This window comes from Finegoldia sp., from assembly GCF_046991905.1.
In the GTDB taxonomy this organism is placed as follows: Bacteria; Bacillota; Clostridia; order Tissierellales; family Peptoniphilaceae; genus Finegoldia.
Map to the genome: position 1 here is coordinate 63,735 of NZ_JBKWZF010000008.1, position 18,013 is coordinate 81,747.

At 32.8% G+C, this 18,013-nt stretch carries 14 protein-coding genes; 10 read left to right on the forward strand and 4 right to left on the reverse strand.

Annotated features, from left to right (window positions below; translation table 11 throughout):
- Positions 1 to 32: 32 nt before the first annotated feature.
- Both ACLUJM_RS05150 and ACLUJM_RS05155 read right to left on the reverse strand, forming a co-directional pair.
- Positions 33 to 167, reverse strand: a complete 135-nt coding sequence (locus ACLUJM_RS05150; RefSeq protein ID WP_412412365.1) for a hypothetical protein — start codon at positions 165 to 167, stop codon at positions 33 to 35.
- A 170-nt stretch (positions 168 to 337) separates the two neighbouring features.
- Positions 338 to 463, reverse strand: a complete 126-nt coding sequence (locus ACLUJM_RS05155) for a hypothetical protein (RefSeq protein ID WP_412412366.1) — start codon at positions 461 to 463, stop codon at positions 338 to 340.
- Between the two features lie 545 nt (positions 464 to 1,008).
- Between ACLUJM_RS05155 and ACLUJM_RS05160 the strand changes: the two genes are divergently transcribed.
- The 8 genes from ACLUJM_RS05160 to ACLUJM_RS05195 all read left to right on the forward strand — a co-directional run bounded on the left by ACLUJM_RS05160 (position 1,009) and on the right by ACLUJM_RS05195 (position 9,012).
- Positions 1,009 to 2,778, forward strand: coding sequence for an aminopeptidase P family protein (locus ACLUJM_RS05160; RefSeq protein WP_412412367.1), 1,770 nt, complete (start codon positions 1,009 to 1,011; stop codon positions 2,776 to 2,778).
- 2 nt (positions 2,779 to 2,780) lie between these two features.
- Entirely contained in the window at positions 2,781 to 4,607 is a 1,827-nt protein-coding gene (gene uvrC / locus ACLUJM_RS05165; RefSeq protein ID WP_412412368.1) for an excinuclease ABC subunit UvrC, read from the forward strand.
- Between the two features lie 72 nt (positions 4,608 to 4,679).
- Positions 4,680 to 5,189, forward strand: coding sequence for an energy coupling factor transporter S component ThiW (gene thiW, locus ACLUJM_RS05170; RefSeq protein ID WP_278725895.1), 510 nt, complete (start codon positions 4,680 to 4,682; stop codon positions 5,187 to 5,189).
- The gene (thiM, locus tag ACLUJM_RS05175) at positions 5,182 to 5,988 is read left to right on the forward strand and encodes a hydroxyethylthiazole kinase (protein ID WP_412412369.1); all 807 of its coding nucleotides are present in this window, start codon (positions 5,182 to 5,184) and stop codon (positions 5,986 to 5,988) included. The genes thiW and thiM overlap by 8 nt, the downstream gene beginning before the upstream one ends.
- The gene (gene thiE / locus ACLUJM_RS05180) at positions 5,966 to 6,610 is read left to right on the forward strand and encodes a thiamine phosphate synthase (protein ID WP_412412370.1); all 645 of its coding nucleotides are present in this window, start codon (positions 5,966 to 5,968) and stop codon (positions 6,608 to 6,610) included. The genes thiM and thiE overlap by 23 nt, the downstream gene beginning before the upstream one ends.
- A gap of 2 nt (positions 6,611 to 6,612) precedes the next feature.
- A complete protein-coding gene (locus ACLUJM_RS05185; RefSeq protein WP_412412371.1) occupies positions 6,613 to 7,023 on the forward strand; it encodes a DUF5301 domain-containing protein in 411 nt (136 codons plus the stop codon).
- 307 nt (positions 7,024 to 7,330) lie between these two features.
- Positions 7,331 to 7,681: a GntR family transcriptional regulator gene (locus ACLUJM_RS05190; protein ID WP_002838822.1), complete on the forward strand. Its 351-nt coding sequence runs from the start codon at positions 7,331 to 7,333 to the stop codon at positions 7,679 to 7,681.
- Entirely contained in the window at positions 7,678 to 9,012 is a 1,335-nt protein-coding gene (locus tag ACLUJM_RS05195) for a PH domain-containing protein (protein WP_412412372.1), read from the forward strand. Before ACLUJM_RS05190 ends, ACLUJM_RS05195 begins: the two co-directional genes overlap by 4 nt.
- 91 nt (positions 9,013 to 9,103) lie before the next feature.
- Here ACLUJM_RS05195 and ACLUJM_RS05200 read toward each other — a convergent pair whose 3' ends face one another.
- Positions 9,104 to 10,759 carry a cell wall-binding repeat-containing protein gene (locus tag ACLUJM_RS05200; protein ID WP_294684776.1) on the reverse strand — a complete coding sequence of 552 codons (1,656 nt, stop codon included), beginning with the start codon at positions 10,757 to 10,759 and terminating at the stop codon, positions 9,104 to 9,106.
- Positions 10,760 to 11,214: 455 nt separating this feature from the next.
- Positions 11,215 to 12,942 (reverse strand): cell wall-binding repeat-containing protein, encoded by a 1,728-nt coding sequence (locus tag ACLUJM_RS05205; protein ID WP_412412373.1) that lies wholly within the window; start codon positions 12,940 to 12,942, stop codon positions 11,215 to 11,217.
- Positions 12,943 to 13,164: 222 nt separating this feature from the next.
- Here ACLUJM_RS05205 and hprK point away from each other — a divergent pair, with 222 nt between their 5' ends.
- Positions 13,165 to 14,124 carry an HPr(Ser) kinase/phosphatase gene (gene hprK, locus ACLUJM_RS05210; RefSeq protein WP_294684774.1) on the forward strand — a complete coding sequence of 320 codons (960 nt, stop codon included), beginning with the start codon at positions 13,165 to 13,167 and terminating at the stop codon, positions 14,122 to 14,124.
- Positions 14,125 to 14,259: 135 nt separating this feature from the next.
- Positions 14,260 to 17,865 carry a pyruvate:ferredoxin (flavodoxin) oxidoreductase gene (gene nifJ / locus ACLUJM_RS05215; RefSeq protein WP_412412374.1) on the forward strand — a complete coding sequence of 1,202 codons (3,606 nt, stop codon included), beginning with the start codon at positions 14,260 to 14,262 and terminating at the stop codon, positions 17,863 to 17,865.
- Positions 17,866 to 18,013 lie beyond the last annotated feature (148 nt).

Genomic DNA, 18,013 nt, shown 5'->3' on the forward strand with positions numbered 1-18,013 from the left:
TAATTTTTATAAGTTAAAGGGTGGTTAGGACATTAATGTCCTAACCTTATTAACAAATCAATCAAAATCAATATAGTTGTTATCAGCTCAATTATTGCCGTAATTAAGTTAGTAATATTTTGACTATTTGATTTTGATTTTTTTGTTGTCTTTTTATGCTTACGCATTCAACTCACCACCTTTTTAATTGTGATGTGTGGTTGAATATAAGATATTCCTTTAACTAACGCTTATCAATAGGTGTTACATATTGATAAGCGTTTTTACTTTTTATCGTTTTTTAATCGCTCATCTATCCATGTTTTAACTAAATCTATATCCTCAACGGTAGAAGTCTTTAATATGAAATTTTTTGTAATTGATTTTTTATTAATATAATTTTTTTGTCCTTGTTTGCATTGTCCCACTTTGCGTTAGCTCTTCTTTGCGCCTCAGTTGTTTTGTATTCTTTTTTATTATCCATTTGTTTTTTAACTCCCTTTATAATATAATTTATAAAAAAGGAGGGAGGAGCAGTCTCCCGCCTTTAAAAGCTGTTACAAGCTATCACCTTGTAACTTGGATTTACGAAAGATTGAATTTTTATTTTAATAAACTTTCAATCTTTTTTATTGTGTTTTCAGATACGTTATCATCTTTTAAAATTTGTATTATTAATTTTAATACTGCGTTAAATTGTTCGTTTGTCATTCTACTCATGATTTTCTCCTTTGTTTGACTTATATTTTACTGTTAAATTCCCTATTCTATATGATTATATCACACGCTAAGTACTACAAAGTGTCAAGTATTTTTTATTTTATATTTCATCAAGAATTTACATTATTATTTCTATACTTAGTTAGTATTTATACACATAATTACACAAATTGTATTAGTTTTTTTATTTTAAAACTAAAAAAGAAATGAGTGATCATGTATTTTGCAATGTCTACAGTGGTTTGATGATTTTTAAAGTATTGAAAAACTAATTGTGATATAATTATTATGACTACGAGGAGGTAATTTATGATTACAGAAAGATTAGAAAAGCTAAGAAAAAAAATGAGCGAAAGAAATATCGATGCGTATGTTGTGTTATCGAGCGATCCTCATACATCTGAATATTTAGCAGATTATTATAAGACTAGAAAATATATTACTGGATTTAGTGGTAGTGCAGGAACTGCTGTAATTTTGAAGAAAAAAGCGGCTTTGTTTACTGATGGAAGATATTTTATTCAAGCTGCTAAGGAACTTGAAGGGTCTACTGTAGAATTGATGAAGATGGGTGAACCTGGGGTTCCAACTTTAATTGAATATTTGAATGAAAATGTCGGCGAATGTGGGAAAATAGGAGTTGATGGTCTTACTTTGGACTACAATGATTATTATCAATGGTTGGAAAATCTTGGCGATAGAATGATAATCACTGATGTGGATTTTGTTGGTGATATCTGGGAAGATCGTCCAGAAAAACCAAATTCAAAGGCTTATGCATTTGATGTAAAATATTGTGGCAAGGATACTAAGACAAAATTAAAAGAGCTAAGATATTTTATGGATTCTAACGATTGTGATTACAATTTTATAGGCTCTTTGGATGATATTTGCTACCTTTACAATATTAGAGGTAACGATGTTTTGTACAATCCTGTTATCATAAGTTATGCATTGGTTGGAAAAGATTTTGCTAATTTGTACATTGATGATGAAAAAATCGACGATGATTTGATTGAATTATTAAAAGAACAAGGTGTTACTGTAAAAGCTTACGAAAAAGTCTTCGAAGATTTGAGTGAACTTCCTGGTAAGAGCGTTTTGTTCTTGGATCCTTCTAAGACAAATGTAAGAATTTACAATTCAATTAATTCAAATATTAGAATTTCAAAAGGAATTCAACCTACAACTTTGATGAAAGCTCATAAGAATGAAACAGAAATTAAAAATCAAAAGAATGCTTACATCAAAGACGGCGTTGCGTTGGTTAAGTTTTTCAATTGGGTAGAAACAGGTACTCCAACTGGAAATGTTACTGAAATGAGTGCAGCAGATAAGTTGAGATATTTCAGAGAACAAGGCGATTTGTTCATGGATTTAAGTTTCGGTACTATATCGGCATATGGAGAAAATGCGGCACTTCCTCATTACGAACCATCAGTTGATCATCCAGTGACTTTACAACCGAAGGGATTGTACTTGGTTGATAGTGGTGCGCAATATTTGGATGGAACTACTGATATTACTCGTACGGTTGCTCTTGGTGAATTGACTGATGATGAAAAACTACACTATACTTTAACATTAAAATCACACATCAATTTGATGACTACAATCTTCCCTAAAGAAACAAAATCGTCAAGCTTAGATCCAATTGCAAGAAGACCTATTTGGCAAGAAATGTTGGATTTCAGACACGGCACAGGTCACGGTGTGGGATTCTACCTTGGTGTTCACGAAGGACCACAAAGAATAGCATCAGTAAATAACGATATCGACATGGACGAAGGAATGGTTACAAGCGATGAACCAGGAATTTACATCGAAGGTTCACACGGAATTAGAATAGAAAATATTATGCACTGCATTAAAGTTGGAGAATCTGAATTTGGAGAATTCTTGGGATTTGAATCATTGTCTATTTGTCCAATTGACACAAGACCTGTTATCAAAGAAAAATTACTTCCTTTCGAATTAGAATGGTTGAACAATTACAATAAAGAATGCTACGAAAAATTATCACCATACTTGGAAGGATCTGACTTAGAATATCTTGAACAACAAACAAAAGCAATATAGAAATGTTTGATATAAAAAAAGAACTGCAAAAAGTACCTCACAAACCAGGCGTGTACATTATGCACGATAAAAACGACGAGATAATCTACGTTGGCAAGGCGATTGATTTGAGAAGACGTGTGGGTCAATATTTCGATTCATCAAAAAAACTTGCAAAGGTCGCTGCAATGGTAAGTCACGTAGAATATTTTGAATATATTATCGTGAATAATGAATGTGAAGCTTTGGTTCTGGAATCAAACTTAATCAAGAAAAACAGCCCGAAATACAACATCGTTTTAAGAGACGATAAGCAATATCCATACATCAAAATCACGAACGAAAAGTTTCCAAGAGTTTTGAAAACTAGACGTGTTTTGAAGGATAAGGCGAAGTATTTTGGGCCTTTTCCTAATGCTTATGCAGTTAATGATATTATAGATTTAATTCATGAAACGTACAAAATCAGAACGTGTAATTTGAATTTTGATAAGGGTCAAAAGCTTAAGAGACCTTGTTTGAATTATTATATCAATCGTTGTGACGGAATGTGCGTCTACGATGTTGACGAAGAAGATTACAACAAAGAATTGTTAGAAGTGGAAAATTTCTTGAATGGTCGTGAAGATGACTTGACTAAGAAATTGACCGATAAAATGATGGCTGCATCCAAGAATTTGAACTTTGAATTGGCAGCGAAACTCAGAGATTCTATCACAAATATTCAAGTGATTTTGGAAAAACAAAACATCACCAACACAAAAGGATTGGACTTGGATATGATATCCATGGCGAGAGAAGCGGAGACTGTATGCGTTCAAGTATTTTTCATGAGAAATGGTAAAATTATTGAAAGACAACATTTCATTATCGACAATAAATACGAAGAATCAAACGAACACATTGTAGGAGAATTTTTCAAACAATTCTACATTGATTTGACTTACGTTCCGAAACAAATCCTAACCGATATTGAAATCGAAGACAGAGAGCTTATCGAAGAAATGCTAACTGAGAAAAAAGGTTCCAAGGTCGAAATCAAAATTCCTAAAAGAGGTAACAAGACTGACCTCTTGGAAATGGTTCGAATAAACGCAAAGGAAGGACTGGACAAATACATTTCCAGACATTTGAAAAGAGAACGTAATCGTGAGAATGCAATCTTAGATTTGCAAGATATCACAGGGGTTAAACCAATTAATATAATTGAATGCTACGATATTTCCAACACAAGTGGCGTGGATTCTGTGGGAAGTATGATTGTGTTCAAAAACGGGGCTAAATCTTCCAAAGATTATCGTAAATTTAAAATAAAAACTGTAGAAGGTGCCGATGATTATGCATCGCACAGGGAAGTATTGACGAGAAGATTCAGAAGACTTTTGGATTCTGATAAAAAAGACAACAGCTTTGACGAAATGCCTTCTATTATTTTGATGGATGGTGGCAAAGGTCAAGTCAACATCGCAAAAGAAGTGTTGAACGAATTCAACTTGGATATTCCAGTTCTAGGACTTGTAAAAGATGATAAGCATAGGACGCGTGGAATAATTTACGAAAACGACGAAATCAGATTGAAAGTGAACACTCCTTTGTATAGATTATTGTTTGCGATTCAAGAAGAAACACATAGATTTGCAATCAATTATCACAGAAAACTTCACGAAAAAAACTTCAAGAAATCTGAATTGGACAATATAGCTTTAATCGGAGAAAAAAGGAAAAAAGCTTTGATGAAACATTTTAAAACTCTTGACAGAATAAAAAAAGCCAGTGTAGAAGAGCTTTGCGAAGTTGATGGAATGAATGAAAAAGCAGCAGAAAATATAGTAAATTATTTTAAGCAATAATTTGCTATATTTTTTATTGTAAAGAAATATTGATTGATGGTAATATATAAGGTAGTGAAGGATGGATGTTTTATGACAAGAAAAAATTCTACTTTAATTAAAATGATAATGCTTTCAATATTTGTCGCAATAGGAGTTGTGATATCTCCAATTTTGAGAGTTGTTGGATTTTGTCCAACACAACATTTTGTTAATATAGTGTGTGCGGTATTTTTGGGACCATGGTATGCACTTTTGTGTGCGACGTTGATTGGGATAATCAGAATGTCACTAATGGCAATTCCACCGTTAGCATTGACTGGAGCTGTGTTTGGGGCGTTTTTGTCGGGAGTTTTGTATAAAAGAACGAACAAATTAATTATGGCTTGTATTGGAGAAGTTATTGGAACAGGAATAATAGGATCGATTGTAAGCGTTCCTGTTATGAAGTTTTTCTTCGGAAAAAGCAATTTGACTTTGTTTTTCTACACGCCATCATTTGTGCTGGCGACTTTAATGGGAGCGACTGTAGCATTTGCATTTTTAAAGGCTATGCAAAAAAATAAAATGCTAGATAAATTAAAGGACAGTATCAATGGATAATTTAATACAAAAAATGTCAGAGATTTACTCTGATTTGTACAACAGTAATAATCTGATTCATTGCCTTACTAATGCTATTTCAATCAATGATATGGCAAACGCTGTACTAAGTATAGGCCAAAGTCCATTTATGGCAGATAATCCACGAGAAGTCGAAGATGTTACGAAAAATTCTGATTCTTTGTTGGTAAATTTAGGAAATATTACGGATTATAGAATAGAATCAATCAAAAAATCCATACGAATTGCAAATGAAAACAACATTCCAATTACATTTGATTTGGTTGGGGTGAGTGCGTCAAGATTAAGGCTTGATTTCACACTAGAAATCTTGCAAAAATACACAATAACTTGCATAAAAGGAAATTACAGCGAGATAAAATCACTGGTTATTAAAGATTTAAGTACAAAAGGTGTGGATTCAAGAAAGCTTGAAGTAGACGATGTGATTGATTATTGTAATAATTTGCATGAAAAGTACCATTCAATCGTTGTGGCAACAGGGCATACGGATATTGTGTGTTCAGATGAGATTTATCTGCTTAATAATGGCGATGAAAGGCTTTCAAAAATCACTGCGACAGGTTGTGTTGTAGGAAGTTTGATAGCGTGTACACTTAGCGTATCCCAATCGATAGAAGCATGTGTTCTAGGAGTTACTATGATGAATATTAGCTGTGAAATGGTGGATAAAAGTGTTGGACTTAGTTCTTTCAAAATCGGTTTGTACGATAATTTATCCAAAATAAAATGGGAGCAAATAAAGGAGAATATAAATGCGAGAAAAATTGAATCTTAGCTTGTACTTGGTTACTGATAGGACGAATGTTAAAGATGAGGAAGATTTTTTAACAAAGATTGAAGAATCACTCAAAGGTGGAGTAACATTGGTACAACTTAGGGAGAAAAATATCTCTACAAGAGAATACATAGACTTGGCGAAAAAAGTGAAGGTAATTTGTGACAAGTTTGATGTGCCGCTTTTAATTGACGACAGAATTGACGTTTGCTTGGCAAGCGAGTGTGCAGGAGTTCATCTTGGAGATGAAGACATGGAAATAAAAGATGCAAGAAGAATTCTTGGAGATAATTACATTATTGGTGCAACTTCTAAAAGTGTTGCCAGAGCTATACAATGTGAAAAAGAAGGCGCAGATTATCTTGGAGTCGGGGCTATTTATCCGACAAAAACCCATGTTAAAACGAAAATAACATCGGTTGAAACTCTAAGAGACATCAACAATAGCATAAGCATAAAAACTGTCGCTATTGGAGGTTTAAATGAGGATAAGATAGATGTATTAAAAAACAGTGGTGCAAGTGGGATAGCAGTCGTAAGAGCATTGATGAATGACGACATTCCACAAGAAAAAGCACACAGATTATTAGAAAAATCAAAACAAATTTTAGAATTGAGGTAATTATGAAAAACAAATTTAAATTAGTATTGTTAGTTATGGTGTTGATGTTGGTTATGGTATCTTGCAAAAAAGCAAATCCAATAACACTTCCAAACGCCAATGATTCACAAGTAATCACAGTTACAAAAATCGAAGAAAACAAGGAAGGACCAACGGCATCCATCACTTCGAAAAAAGATATCGTAGACACAATTAAATTGATAAAAGAAAAAGCAAAACCAACTAGTAAAAAATCAAACAATGATACACCTGCGAATACAAAAGATTTTAGAAAAATGGAAATCTACTACGAAAAAGACGAAAAAATAACGTTGTATTTGTATCAAAACAAAAAATACTACATTGAAAAACCATACGAAGGAGTGTGGGAAATCGACAAGGATACGTTTAACAAATTAATCGGTGCAATGTAGTTTTATCGTAGAAATTTATTGTGTAGATAAACCATCATACACGAATATCTAGACTTCAAAAATTGTTGATTTCTAAATCTCAAAATCCTAAAATTGCAAACTCGTTTCACTCAAACAGTGCAATTTTTAACGGATTTCTCGATTTGAAATCAAATCAATTTTTTCCGTATGATATTCTTAGTATGATTGGTTTACTACTAAATACGAGTAATGATTTAGAGTGCATTTCGATGCGCTCTTTTTTCTTTGAAAAAATATTGCATCTGTGTCTAATCTGTATTATAATAAGTAACACAAGGAGGACAGAATGATTAACATAAATACGACGAGTGATGTTCCGATTTACACTCAAATTCGAAACGAAATTATCAGAGAAATTGCTAGTGGAAATTTGCAAAATGGCGACGAACTTCCTTCTGTTAGACAATTTGCAAATGATTTGGGAATAAATCCTATGACGATTAGCAAGGCTTACAATATTTTGAAGGACGAAAAAATAATTGTAATAGATAGAAGAGTTGGGGCGAAGATTTGCGTGGACGAAGATTATTCACGAAATTCATTTGAAGATGAATTGAAACTACTGTTAATGGAAGCGAAAATTCGCGGCAAATCACAAAAGGATATTAAAAATATAGTGGAGGAAATTATAAAATGATGTGGCAATTTATTTTATTTTTTAGTTTGGTGTTTATTTTGTTTATCATGCGAAGAATGAACATATATACATTGAAAATAAACGATACATTTATGTTGTTTACAAATTTTCCAAGAGGTCATGAAGATGACGAATTCATCGTCGATTTGCTGGGAAAAACTAAGAAAAAATTGAATATTTTATTTGCGGTGAGCATTGTTTTATCTTTTCTTGTGTTACTTGATTATGATTGGATAATGCTTGTATATTACAATTTAATAGTAGTGTATCTTGTGAGTGCAAATATTATCGAATACAACGCAATGAAAGAAATACGACAATACAAAAAAGACAATAATATATCGACTGAGAGTAGTATTTTGACGTATGATTTGAAGACTTCAAGAGATATTGAAAAAAAGAAAATCAAACTAAAAGCCTGGATAATTCCGCTGTTAGTTCAAATCGTATTGTTGGTAGCTTTTTTCAAAAACAGCGAGATGTTCTTCGTCTACATTTTGTTGCTAGTCGCTATGAGTGTAAGTACAATATTAACTGGATGGTTTTTGGGAAGGAAAAACACCAAAGTTTATTCGACTAATTCTGATGAAAACTTAAAATTGAATGAAGAAAGCATCATAAAAGTGCAACAAACAATGTATGCGATATATATTATGTTTATCGTTTTGGGATTTGTTGTAGCTTATTACTCATCAAAAGATGTTTACAGAATTTTCCCGATTTTTTCATACATTGTTTTGTACACTTTAGCGATAATATTGGCTCTTTTTAAATATCAAACCATAGCAAAAAACTTAACTGCGATTAATAGCGACTTGTATAATGGAGACTTCTTTGATCCGTGGGGTTATTACAATCCGAAAGACGACAGGCTCATGGTTGAAGATGTAAGCGTAAGAAATGGTAATATGACATTTAATAGGGCAAAATTATCAGGCAAAATACTATATGCATTGACTGCTGTATTATTGATTTCAGTTGAATTTTTGATGATAAATATGAGTTTACCAAAAACGTATACTGTAGATAACACGCCAAGCACTCTTACAATTACTGAATCTGTTTACACTACTGTAATTGACAAAAAATCAATCGAAAAAGTTGAGCTAATCGAAGATATCAACAAAACAGATGGCGTTAGATTAAATGGAACATCACTTAAACACTATTCCTATGGGAAATTTAATATCAAAGGAATAGGAAACTGTGATGTGTACATTCATAACGACAATCCAAGAGCTATTTGGATTAAGACTAAGGATAATAAGAACCTTGTGTTTAATTTCCCAACTGTAAAAGAAACTGAAAACTTTTATAAAAACTTACGCTAAGATTTGTATTTGTGGTAAAAAAGTTTACTAAAAAATAGGCAGAATAGGCAATAAAAAAGCAATGATTCACAGAAAATCATTGCTTTTGAATTTAACCTAATAATCTTCTTGCTGTAACAAATGTTCTTTGATAATAGCTTGAGTTGATATCTGATAAGATAACTCCTGTTGATGGGGTAGAAGCGTGGATTAATTTGTTGTTACCAACATAAATCCCAACGTGACTTATTCCGCCACCACCTGTTGCGAAGAACATCAAATCACCTTTCTTCAAGTTTGATTTGGAAACTTTGTATCCGTAAGAAGCTTGCGCTCTTGAACTTGTGCTGATTCCAATACCATAAACTTGTTTGTATAGATAAGATGTAAGTCCTGAACAGTCGAATGATCTTGGACCGTGAGTTCCCCAAACATAAGGCTTACCTAATTGTTTGTAAGCAAGATTTACGATTTTGTCTAATTTATTAGTTTCTTCTTGAACTTGTTGTTCTTGTTTTTTAGGTAAATTTACAAGTGCGTCTACCTTTGGTTTTGCTTGTAGTGATTTACCGGCTAACAAATCTTTAATTCCATTAACTACGAAATTGTCAATTGTGTTTTTGCCACCAAATACCATTGTGTGCATAATTTTTGATTTGTTTTGTTTGAAGAAAGATTCCACAGAATTTGATTTTTGTTCTTGAGTTTTATAATCTTCATTTCTTGGAACATCCATCTTCTTAACTAGAACTATTGGTGCGTTGTATTTTTGAGCTACAGGAGATGCAGCAAGTACATCTACAAATTTTTCTCCACTAGCAACAATTGTTCTTTCAGAATTTACACCTACATGTTTTGCAACTTTTACAGATGTTTGATATCTGTCGTCTCCTGCAATTCTAGTAACTTTTGCAAGCTTGGAAAGTTCGTTTTCGACAATTTTTGAAACGGAATTTTCTCCACCTACTATAGTAATATCTCCTAAAAGACCTTTTTTTCTGAAAGAGTTTAAGTATTCTTTGATTGATTTTGGAACTTCATTTTTCTTAACTAAAAGAACTGGTGCGTTCTTTTTCTTAGCCAAAGAAGTAGAAGAAATCGAATCTGCAAAGTTTTCGCCAGATGCGATAACCACGTTTTGTTTCTTGTTAGAAACTGGGTGAGATATAGTAGCTGATTTTGCATTTACATCGTATCTGTCTTTGCCTTTTACTCTGATGACTTCAATTCCCAAACCATTTAATTCCTTAACTACTTTGGAACTAATAGTTTTTTCGCCACCAGTTATGTAGACTTTTTTTACGCCGTTCAAGGCTTCTTTTGTTAAGTTGTCTAGTTTGTTTGAATCAGTGTAAAGAATTGGTGATTTACCATTTGAAATATTAGTTGCACTGATTGAATCAGAAAATTCATTTGAATTTACAATTACTGCAGTATCTGCATTTTTGAATTCTTTTTCTTTGATTTTCTTAGCTGTTTCAAATCTGTTTTTTGCGTCAATTCTTTCTGTTTTGGCACTTTTTTCTGATTTTACTTCAGCTTCTTTTTTCTCTTCTTTATTATTTTGATTTTTATTAGATATTACTTTATTATTTTCATCTAGCTTTACTTGTATCTTAGTTGTTTCTGTTTTACTTGAATTATCTAATATAGCTTTAACATTTGTTTCTGACTTGTTATTTTCATTATCTGCAAATGAAACATTTGCTCCCAAAGATAATGATACAGCCAAAGTCATAACAAGAAGTGGCTTCTTAAAATTATTCATGTATCCTCCTAATATACTTCAATGAACAAATTTTAATTGCTCATTAAATTTGTAACCAATTTGTAACTTATTTAAATTACTCTAATAGTTTACAAGAATTTTTCATAACTTTCAAACAAATTTGACATTTATTAGCTTAATTTGCTCAATATTTGAGAAACTATGTAAAATTTGCCCAAAACTATTTACAAATCCAAAAATTTGTGAATTACTTGAAAAACACACTTCCCATAAAATGGGGGATAGTTTGTAACCGATTTGTAACTTTTGAAAAAAATACCTTAAAGAGGACATACAAACGGTAATTATTAAAAAAATGTAACAATTGCTGGTTTTTATGAAAAATCGCTTAAAATTTGTTTGGTAACGACTGAAAACTGACATTGTGTTTCAAAATCATTGTAAAAAATTACATTAAAAAAGCACTGATTTTAATCAGTGCTTAGTAGTTTATATTATAAGATGTAGATTTTAACGTTTCTAACTCCCCAGTTACGAGATTGCGCTTTTGTATCCATTACTATATCAATTTTATTTCCTTTAATAGCTCCACCAGTGTCTTCTGCTGTAGCAAATCCGTATCCTTCTACATAAACTCTTGTTCTCAAAGGAATAACCCTTGGATCTACTGCGATAACTCCACGTCTAATTTTTGTTCCAATAGCTGTTACATTCCAACCGCCATTTTCACGTGGGTCAGAAGTATAAGCTGTAGATCTTACTGTAAATACCCTTTTTGCTTTTGTAAGTTGAGCTTGTAAGGAATTTACAGGTTTTTGAGAAGTTTTAGTGTTGCTTTTTCTTAGTTCAGCTTTTTCTTTTTTGTATAATGCATCTGCTTTTGGTGCAGTTTTAAGGCTTTTACCAGCTAATAAATCAGCTATTGATGATGATACGAAATCAGAAATTGAATGATTTCCTTCACAAACTATAACTTGGTCTATGGATTTGTTGTTCTTGAAGAATGCTTCCATAGTAGAGCTTTTGTCGTTTGAAGAATAATCTTTTGCTCTTGTTACATCGTTAGGTTTTGTCAATATTAAAGAAGTATTTAATTTTGTAGCAACAGGTGACATTAATAATGCATCGTTGTAACCATTACCTTCAGCTACGATTACTCTTTTTGCATTAGGGTTAACTTGTTTTGCAACTTTTACGTTAGTAGTGTATCTGTCACGACCAGCAATCCTACTTACATTATTGCTAAAAGTTCTTAAGTAAGATTCTACTTGTTGAGATACTGATAAGTTACCACCAACGATTGTTATACTTCCTATAGCATTGTTTCTCTTTAAAGATAACAAATAACCTTTTATAGATGTAGGAACTTCATTTTTTCTAACGAAAAGTATAGGAGCTTTTTTGTTTTGAGCTAAAATAGCAGATGATATAGCGTCACTATGATTTTCGCCTGAAGTTATAAGTATATTTGTTTTTTGTTTTGTATTTGGATTATGTGTTTTTGCTGCGACTTTAGCATTAACTTCGTATCTATCATGTCCAGCAATTCTTTCAACAATTATTCCCAAACTTTTAAGTTGATTTACTACAGAATTGCTAACGGATTTTTCTCCACCTAAAATGTAAACTTTTTTAGGTTTGTTAGCTTTTAGGTTTGCCAATGTTTTACTATCTAAAGAAGATTGGTTAGAAAATAATATTGGAGTGTTACCTCTTGATAGTGAAACAGCAGATAGTGAATCTACAAATGTTGAGCTATTTGTTAGAATAACTGTATTTGATTTTGAAAAATATTCATTTCTTATATTAGTAGCTGTTTCGTATTTACTTGATGAAGTGATTTTCTTCACATCGGCTCTTTTGACTGCTTTTACTTCAGCAGGTTTTTTCAAAAGTTCTTTTGAATCTTCAACGCCTTCAGTCAAATCTTCTTTTGTAGAATCTTTTTTATCTTCTTGATCTTCTTTATCTTCTTTTTCAATATTTTCAGTATTAACTTTTTCAGTTTGTTGTGCACCATTGGATTTGATGGAATCCTCTGCATTCACATTTTCTTGATCTTTAATTGTATTTTGCAAATTTGTAGTGTAATTTAAAGCGTCTTGTTTTACTTCTTCTACAAGCTTTGTATTGTCAACATCAGCAAATGAAGAAGTTGCATTTAAAGCAGAAAAGGTAAACATTAATCCCATCACTAACAATGGTTTTTTTATATTGTTCATTTTTCCTCCTAATTTTACGATTAAAAGTTTTTAATCTGCAAATTTAATATAATATATTGTAACACATTTGTAACTTATTGTAACTTTTTTGTAATAAATTAGGTTAAAAAAACGTTAAATATTACAAAAACGTAACATTTAATGTGCGAAATTTTCGTTATATGTCATTTATTATTTGCGTATAAATTGATTAGAATATAAAATATAATAAGGAGGGAACTTATGAAAACAGTAAAATTAAGTGCAGTTGTCAAAAAATTGGACTTGCATGTTGTAAGGACAAGTTCTGATTATGAAACTATCGAAATAACAAATTCTGAAATAAACAGACCAGGGTTACAACTTTCAGGGTTTTTAGAAGAATTTCCATTCAGAAGAATTCAATTGTTTGGTAAGGCAGAGCTTGCATATTACATGGCGATGGATATTGAACTAAGAAAAGAAAGAGTAAGAGCGATGATGGAATATGATATTCCTTGCATTGTGTTTTCGCATTATGCTCAAATTCCAGATGAGGTTAGAAAATTAGCTGAAGAATACGATAAAACGTTGTTGATTTCAGACAGAACTACTACAAGACTTATTTCTGCTCTTGATGAAGTATTGGAATATTTTTTGAGTGAAGAAGATACTATACACGCATCTTTATTAGATGTATTTGGTATGGGTGTTTTGTTGATGGGAGATAGTTCTGTAGGAAAAAGCGAAACTGCTTTGGACTTGGTTACTAGAGGACACAGACTTGTTGCAGATGATGTCGTGGAAATTAGAAAAATCGAAAAAGGATTGTTGGCACAAGCTCCTCTTAATATAAGGCATTATTTGGAAGTTAGAGGTCTTGGAATTTTAGACATTCAGAGATTATACGGTACCGGTTCTGTAAGATTAACTACTTTTATAGATTTGGTAATCAAGCTTGAAAAATGGCAAGACGACAAAGAATACGATAGAATTGGACTTGACGATCATACTACAGAAATTTTGGGAGTTGAACTTCCTTATCTTGAAGTTCCTGTTAAACCAGGTAGAAATATCGCTATGATTGTTGAGGTTGCAGTTAGAAATCAAAGACAAAAACTTTTGGGTTATAACGCTGCACAAGAGTTGAATAATAAGTTAATTGCCAACATGAAAAAAGATACTGAGGAACATAGAAAGCAGTTAAAAAATAACAAAAAATAATTTCACAATAAAATTTTTTGACCAAGTTTGTTATTCTTGCAATGAGAATTTTATTGAGTTATAATTATTCGTAGAGCGGATTGAATCCGTTTTAATTTAAACAATTTATTTATTTATATATAGGGGGTTAAATAAATGGCAAAACACATGAAAACCATGGACGGAAATACAGCAGCAGCTCATATAGCTTATGCATTTTCAGATGTGGCAACTATTTATCCAATTACTCCATCATCACCAATGCCAGAAGCAATTGATGTTTGGGCAGCAGATGGACGTAAAAACTTATTCGGTGAAACTGTACAAGTAACTGAATTACAATCAGAAGGTGGAGCAGCTGGTTCTGTACACGGGGCTTTAGTTGCAGGGGCTTTGGCATCTACATTTACAGCATCACAAGGTTTGTTGTTAATGGTACCAAACATGTACAAAATTGCCGGAGAAAACTTACCTGGTGTATTCCACGTATCAGCAAGAGCTTTGGCATCACATGCACTTAGCATTTTTGGTGACCACCAAGACGTTATGGCAGCAAGACAAACAGGTTTTGCATTGTTATGTTCAGGTTCAGTTCAAGAAGTTATGGACTTAGCAGCAGTAGCTCACCTTTCTTCTATTAAAGGTAAAGTACCATTCTTACATTTCTTCGATGGTTTCAGAACAAGTCACGAAATTCAAAAAATCGAAGTTATGGATTATGAAGACTTAGCTAAGATTGTTGACTGGGAAGCTATTGATGAATTCAGAAGAAATGCTTTAAATCCAGAAAATCCTAAGACTATGGGTACAGCTGAAAATCCAGACGTTTATTTCCAAGGTATGGAAGCATCTAATACATACTATGAAGATATCGTTGGTATTACAGAAGGCTATATCAATGAAATTAACAAGATTACAGGCAGAAACTACGGATTATTCAACTACTATGGTGCAGATGACGCTGAAAATATTATAGTAGCTATGGGTTCAGCAACTGAAACTATTGAAGAAACTGTAGATTACTTGGTAGGAAAAGGCGAAAAAGTAGGGGTAGTTAAAGTTCACTTATACAGACCTTTCTCTAAAGAACATTTCTTAAATGTAATTCCAAAAACAGTTAAGAAAATTGCAGTTTTAGATAGAACTAAAGAAAAAGGTTCATTAGGAGAACCTCTATATCTTGACGTTAGAGATTGTTTCTATGACCAAGAAAATAAACCAGTTATCGTTGGTGGTATCTATGGTTTAGGTTCAAAGGACACAACTCCTACTCACATTAACACAGTTTACGAAAACTTAAAACAAGATCAACCAAGAACACAATTTACTATCGGTATAGTAGATGATGTTACTCACAGATCATTAGAAGTAAAAGATACTATAAACACTTCACCTGAAGGAACTATCAGATGTAAGTTCTGGGGATTCGGTTCTGACGGTACAGTAGGTGCTAACAAATCAGCTATCAAGATTATAGGTGATGGTACTGACATGTACGCTCAAGGTTACTTCGACTATGACTCTAAAAAATCTGGTGGGGTTACAATGTCTCACTTAAGATTTGGTAACAACCCAATTCACTCAACTTACCTATTAGATGAATCAGATTTCATTTCTTGTTCAAAACAAGCTTATGTATATCAATACGATTTATTAAGAGGTTTAAGAAAAGGTGGTACATTCTTACTAAACTGTATCTGGAATGAAGAAGAATTAGACACTCACCTTCCAGGCAAATTAAAGAAATACATCGCTGAAAACGACATTAAATTTTACACAATCAACGCTTCTAAGATTGCAGCAGAAGTAGGATTAGGTGGAAGAACTAACATGATTATGCAAGCTGCATTCTTCAAATTATCTAAAGTATTACCTATAGATGAAGCTATTAAGAAATTAAAAGAATCTATAGTTCATAACTACGGAAGAAAAGGTGAAGATATTGTAAACATGAACTACGCTGCAGTAGATCAAGGTATCGATCAACTTGTAGAAATCAATGTTCCAGCTGAATGGAAAAATGTTGAAGAAGACGTTGAAAAAGACGCTAACCTTCCAGAATTCGTAAAAGAAGTTGCAAGTGTAATGAATGCACAACAAGGTAATGATTTACCAGTATCTGCATTCAAAGACAGAGCAAATGGTGAATTCCCAATGGGAACTTCAGCTTACGAAAAGAGATGTATCGCTCTTAACGTTCCAGAATGGCAAATGGATAAATGTATCCAATGTAACCAATGTGCTTATGTATGTCCACACGCAGTTATCAGACCATTCTTATTAAATGAAGAAGACAGAAAGAACGCTCCTGAAACTTTCGAAAGCAAAAAAGCAGTTGGTAAGGGATTCGAAGATTTAACATTCAGAATCCAAGTTTCACCAGCAGACTGTACAGGTTGCGGTAACTGTGCTGATGTATGTCCAGCAAAAGAAAAAGCATTAATCATGAAACCTTTCGAAGAACAACATCTTGCACAAAAAGACAACTGGACTTACGCTGTAGAAAAAGTTGGATACAAAGAAGACTTAATGCCAGCAGAAAAAACAGTTAAAGGCTCACAATTCCAACAACCATTGTTTGAATTCTCTGGAGCATGTGCTGGTTGTGGAGAAACTCCATACGCTAAATTAATCACTCAATTATACGGTGATAGAATGCTTATAGCTAACGCTACAGGTTGTTCATCAATCTGGGGTGCAAGTGCTCCTTCAACTCCTTACTGCACAAATGCTGAAGGTAAAGGACCAGCTTGGGCTAACTCATTATTCGAAGACAACGCTGAATACGGATATGGTATGCACTTAGCTATCAAGAAGATCAGATTACAATTAAAAGAAAAAATGCAAGCATTCTTAGACTTGAACATTGAAAGTCCATTGAATGCACCATTCAAGAAATTCGTTGAAAACATGGACGATGTAGCTACATCAAAAGCATGTGCGGCAGAAATCTTACAACACTTAGATGACAACACTAATAACGAAGAAGCTGAAGAATTATTGAAATATATAAGAACAGACAGAGACTTCTTAATTAAGAAATCTGTATGGATCTTCGGTGGAGACGGTTGGGCTTATGATATCGGATACGGCGGATTGGATCACGTATTAGCATCTGGTGAAAACATCAATGTTATGGTATTCGATACAGAAGTTTACTCAAATACTGGTGGACAAGCTTCTAAGTCAACTCCAACAGCAGCTGTAGCACAATTTGCTGCAAGTGGTAAGAAAGTTAGAAAGAAAGATTTAGGATTAATGGCATCAACTTACGGATACGTATACGTAGCACAAATCGCTATGGGTGCTAACCAAAATCAAACATTAAAAGCTATTAGAGAAGCAGAAGAATATGATGGACCATCATTAATCATCGCTTACTCACCATGTATCAACCACGGTATTAAAGCTGGTATGGGTAAGAGCCAACGTCAAGAAAAATTAGCTGTAGAAGCTGGTTACTGGCACTTATACAGATTCGATCCAACTCTTGCAGAAGAAGGAAAGAATCCATTCCAATTAGACTCTAAAGAACCAACTGGATCATTCCAAGACTTCATCAGAGGAGAAGTAAGATACTTGTCATTACGAAAATCATTCCCTGAACAAGCTGAAGAATTATTCCAAGAAGCTGAAAGAGATGCTAAGGAAAGATACAACACTTACAAGAGAATGGCAGAAATGGATTATTCTAACTCAGTTGAAGATTCACAAGAACCACAAGAAAACCTTGAAAAAGAAGGTAAAAAGTTGAATCTGTAGAAAAAGCTAAGGAAGAAGAAGGCGCAAAGAAAGAAGACGTTGTAAATCCAAATTCTACAAATAGATAATATAATGAAAACACTGTGAGAATTATGACCTGAACCCGTAAACACGGAATAATTTAATAATATTTTAAGCGGAATGTAAT

Bases quoted from the DNA above. Each gene is read 5' to 3' on its own strand.
- ACLUJM_RS05150 (WP_412412365.1), bottom strand. From the start codon at position 167: ATGCGTAAGCATAAAAAGACAACAAAAAAATCAAAATCAAATAGTCAA.
- ACLUJM_RS05155 (WP_412412366.1), bottom strand. From the start codon at position 463: ATGGATAATAAAAAAGAATACAAAACAACTGAGGCGCAAAGAAGAGCT.
- ACLUJM_RS05160 (WP_412412367.1), top strand. From the start codon at position 1,009: ATGATTACAGAAAGATTAGAAAAGCTAAGAAAAAAAATGAGCGAAAGA.
- uvrC (WP_412412368.1), top strand. From the start codon at position 2,781: ATGTTTGATATAAAAAAAGAACTGCAAAAAGTACCTCACAAACCAGGC.
- thiW (WP_278725895.1), top strand. From the start codon at position 4,680: ATGACAAGAAAAAATTCTACTTTAATTAAAATGATAATGCTTTCAATA.
- thiM (WP_412412369.1), top strand. From the start codon at position 5,182: ATGGATAATTTAATACAAAAAATGTCAGAGATTTACTCTGATTTGTAC.
- thiE (WP_412412370.1), top strand. From the start codon at position 5,966: ATGCGAGAAAAATTGAATCTTAGCTTGTACTTGGTTACTGATAGGACG.
- ACLUJM_RS05185 (WP_412412371.1), top strand. From the start codon at position 6,613: ATGAAAAACAAATTTAAATTAGTATTGTTAGTTATGGTGTTGATGTTG.
- ACLUJM_RS05190 (WP_002838822.1), top strand. From the start codon at position 7,331: ATGATTAACATAAATACGACGAGTGATGTTCCGATTTACACTCAAATT.
- ACLUJM_RS05195 (WP_412412372.1), top strand. From the start codon at position 7,678: ATGATGTGGCAATTTATTTTATTTTTTAGTTTGGTGTTTATTTTGTTT.
- ACLUJM_RS05200 (WP_294684776.1), bottom strand. From the start codon at position 10,759: ATGAATAATTTTAAGAAGCCACTTCTTGTTATGACTTTGGCTGTATCA.
- ACLUJM_RS05205 (WP_412412373.1), bottom strand. From the start codon at position 12,942: ATGAACAATATAAAAAAACCATTGTTAGTGATGGGATTAATGTTTACC.
- hprK (WP_294684774.1), top strand. From the start codon at position 13,165: ATGAAAACAGTAAAATTAAGTGCAGTTGTCAAAAAATTGGACTTGCAT.
- nifJ (WP_412412374.1), top strand. From the start codon at position 14,260: ATGGCAAAACACATGAAAACCATGGACGGAAATACAGCAGCAGCTCAT.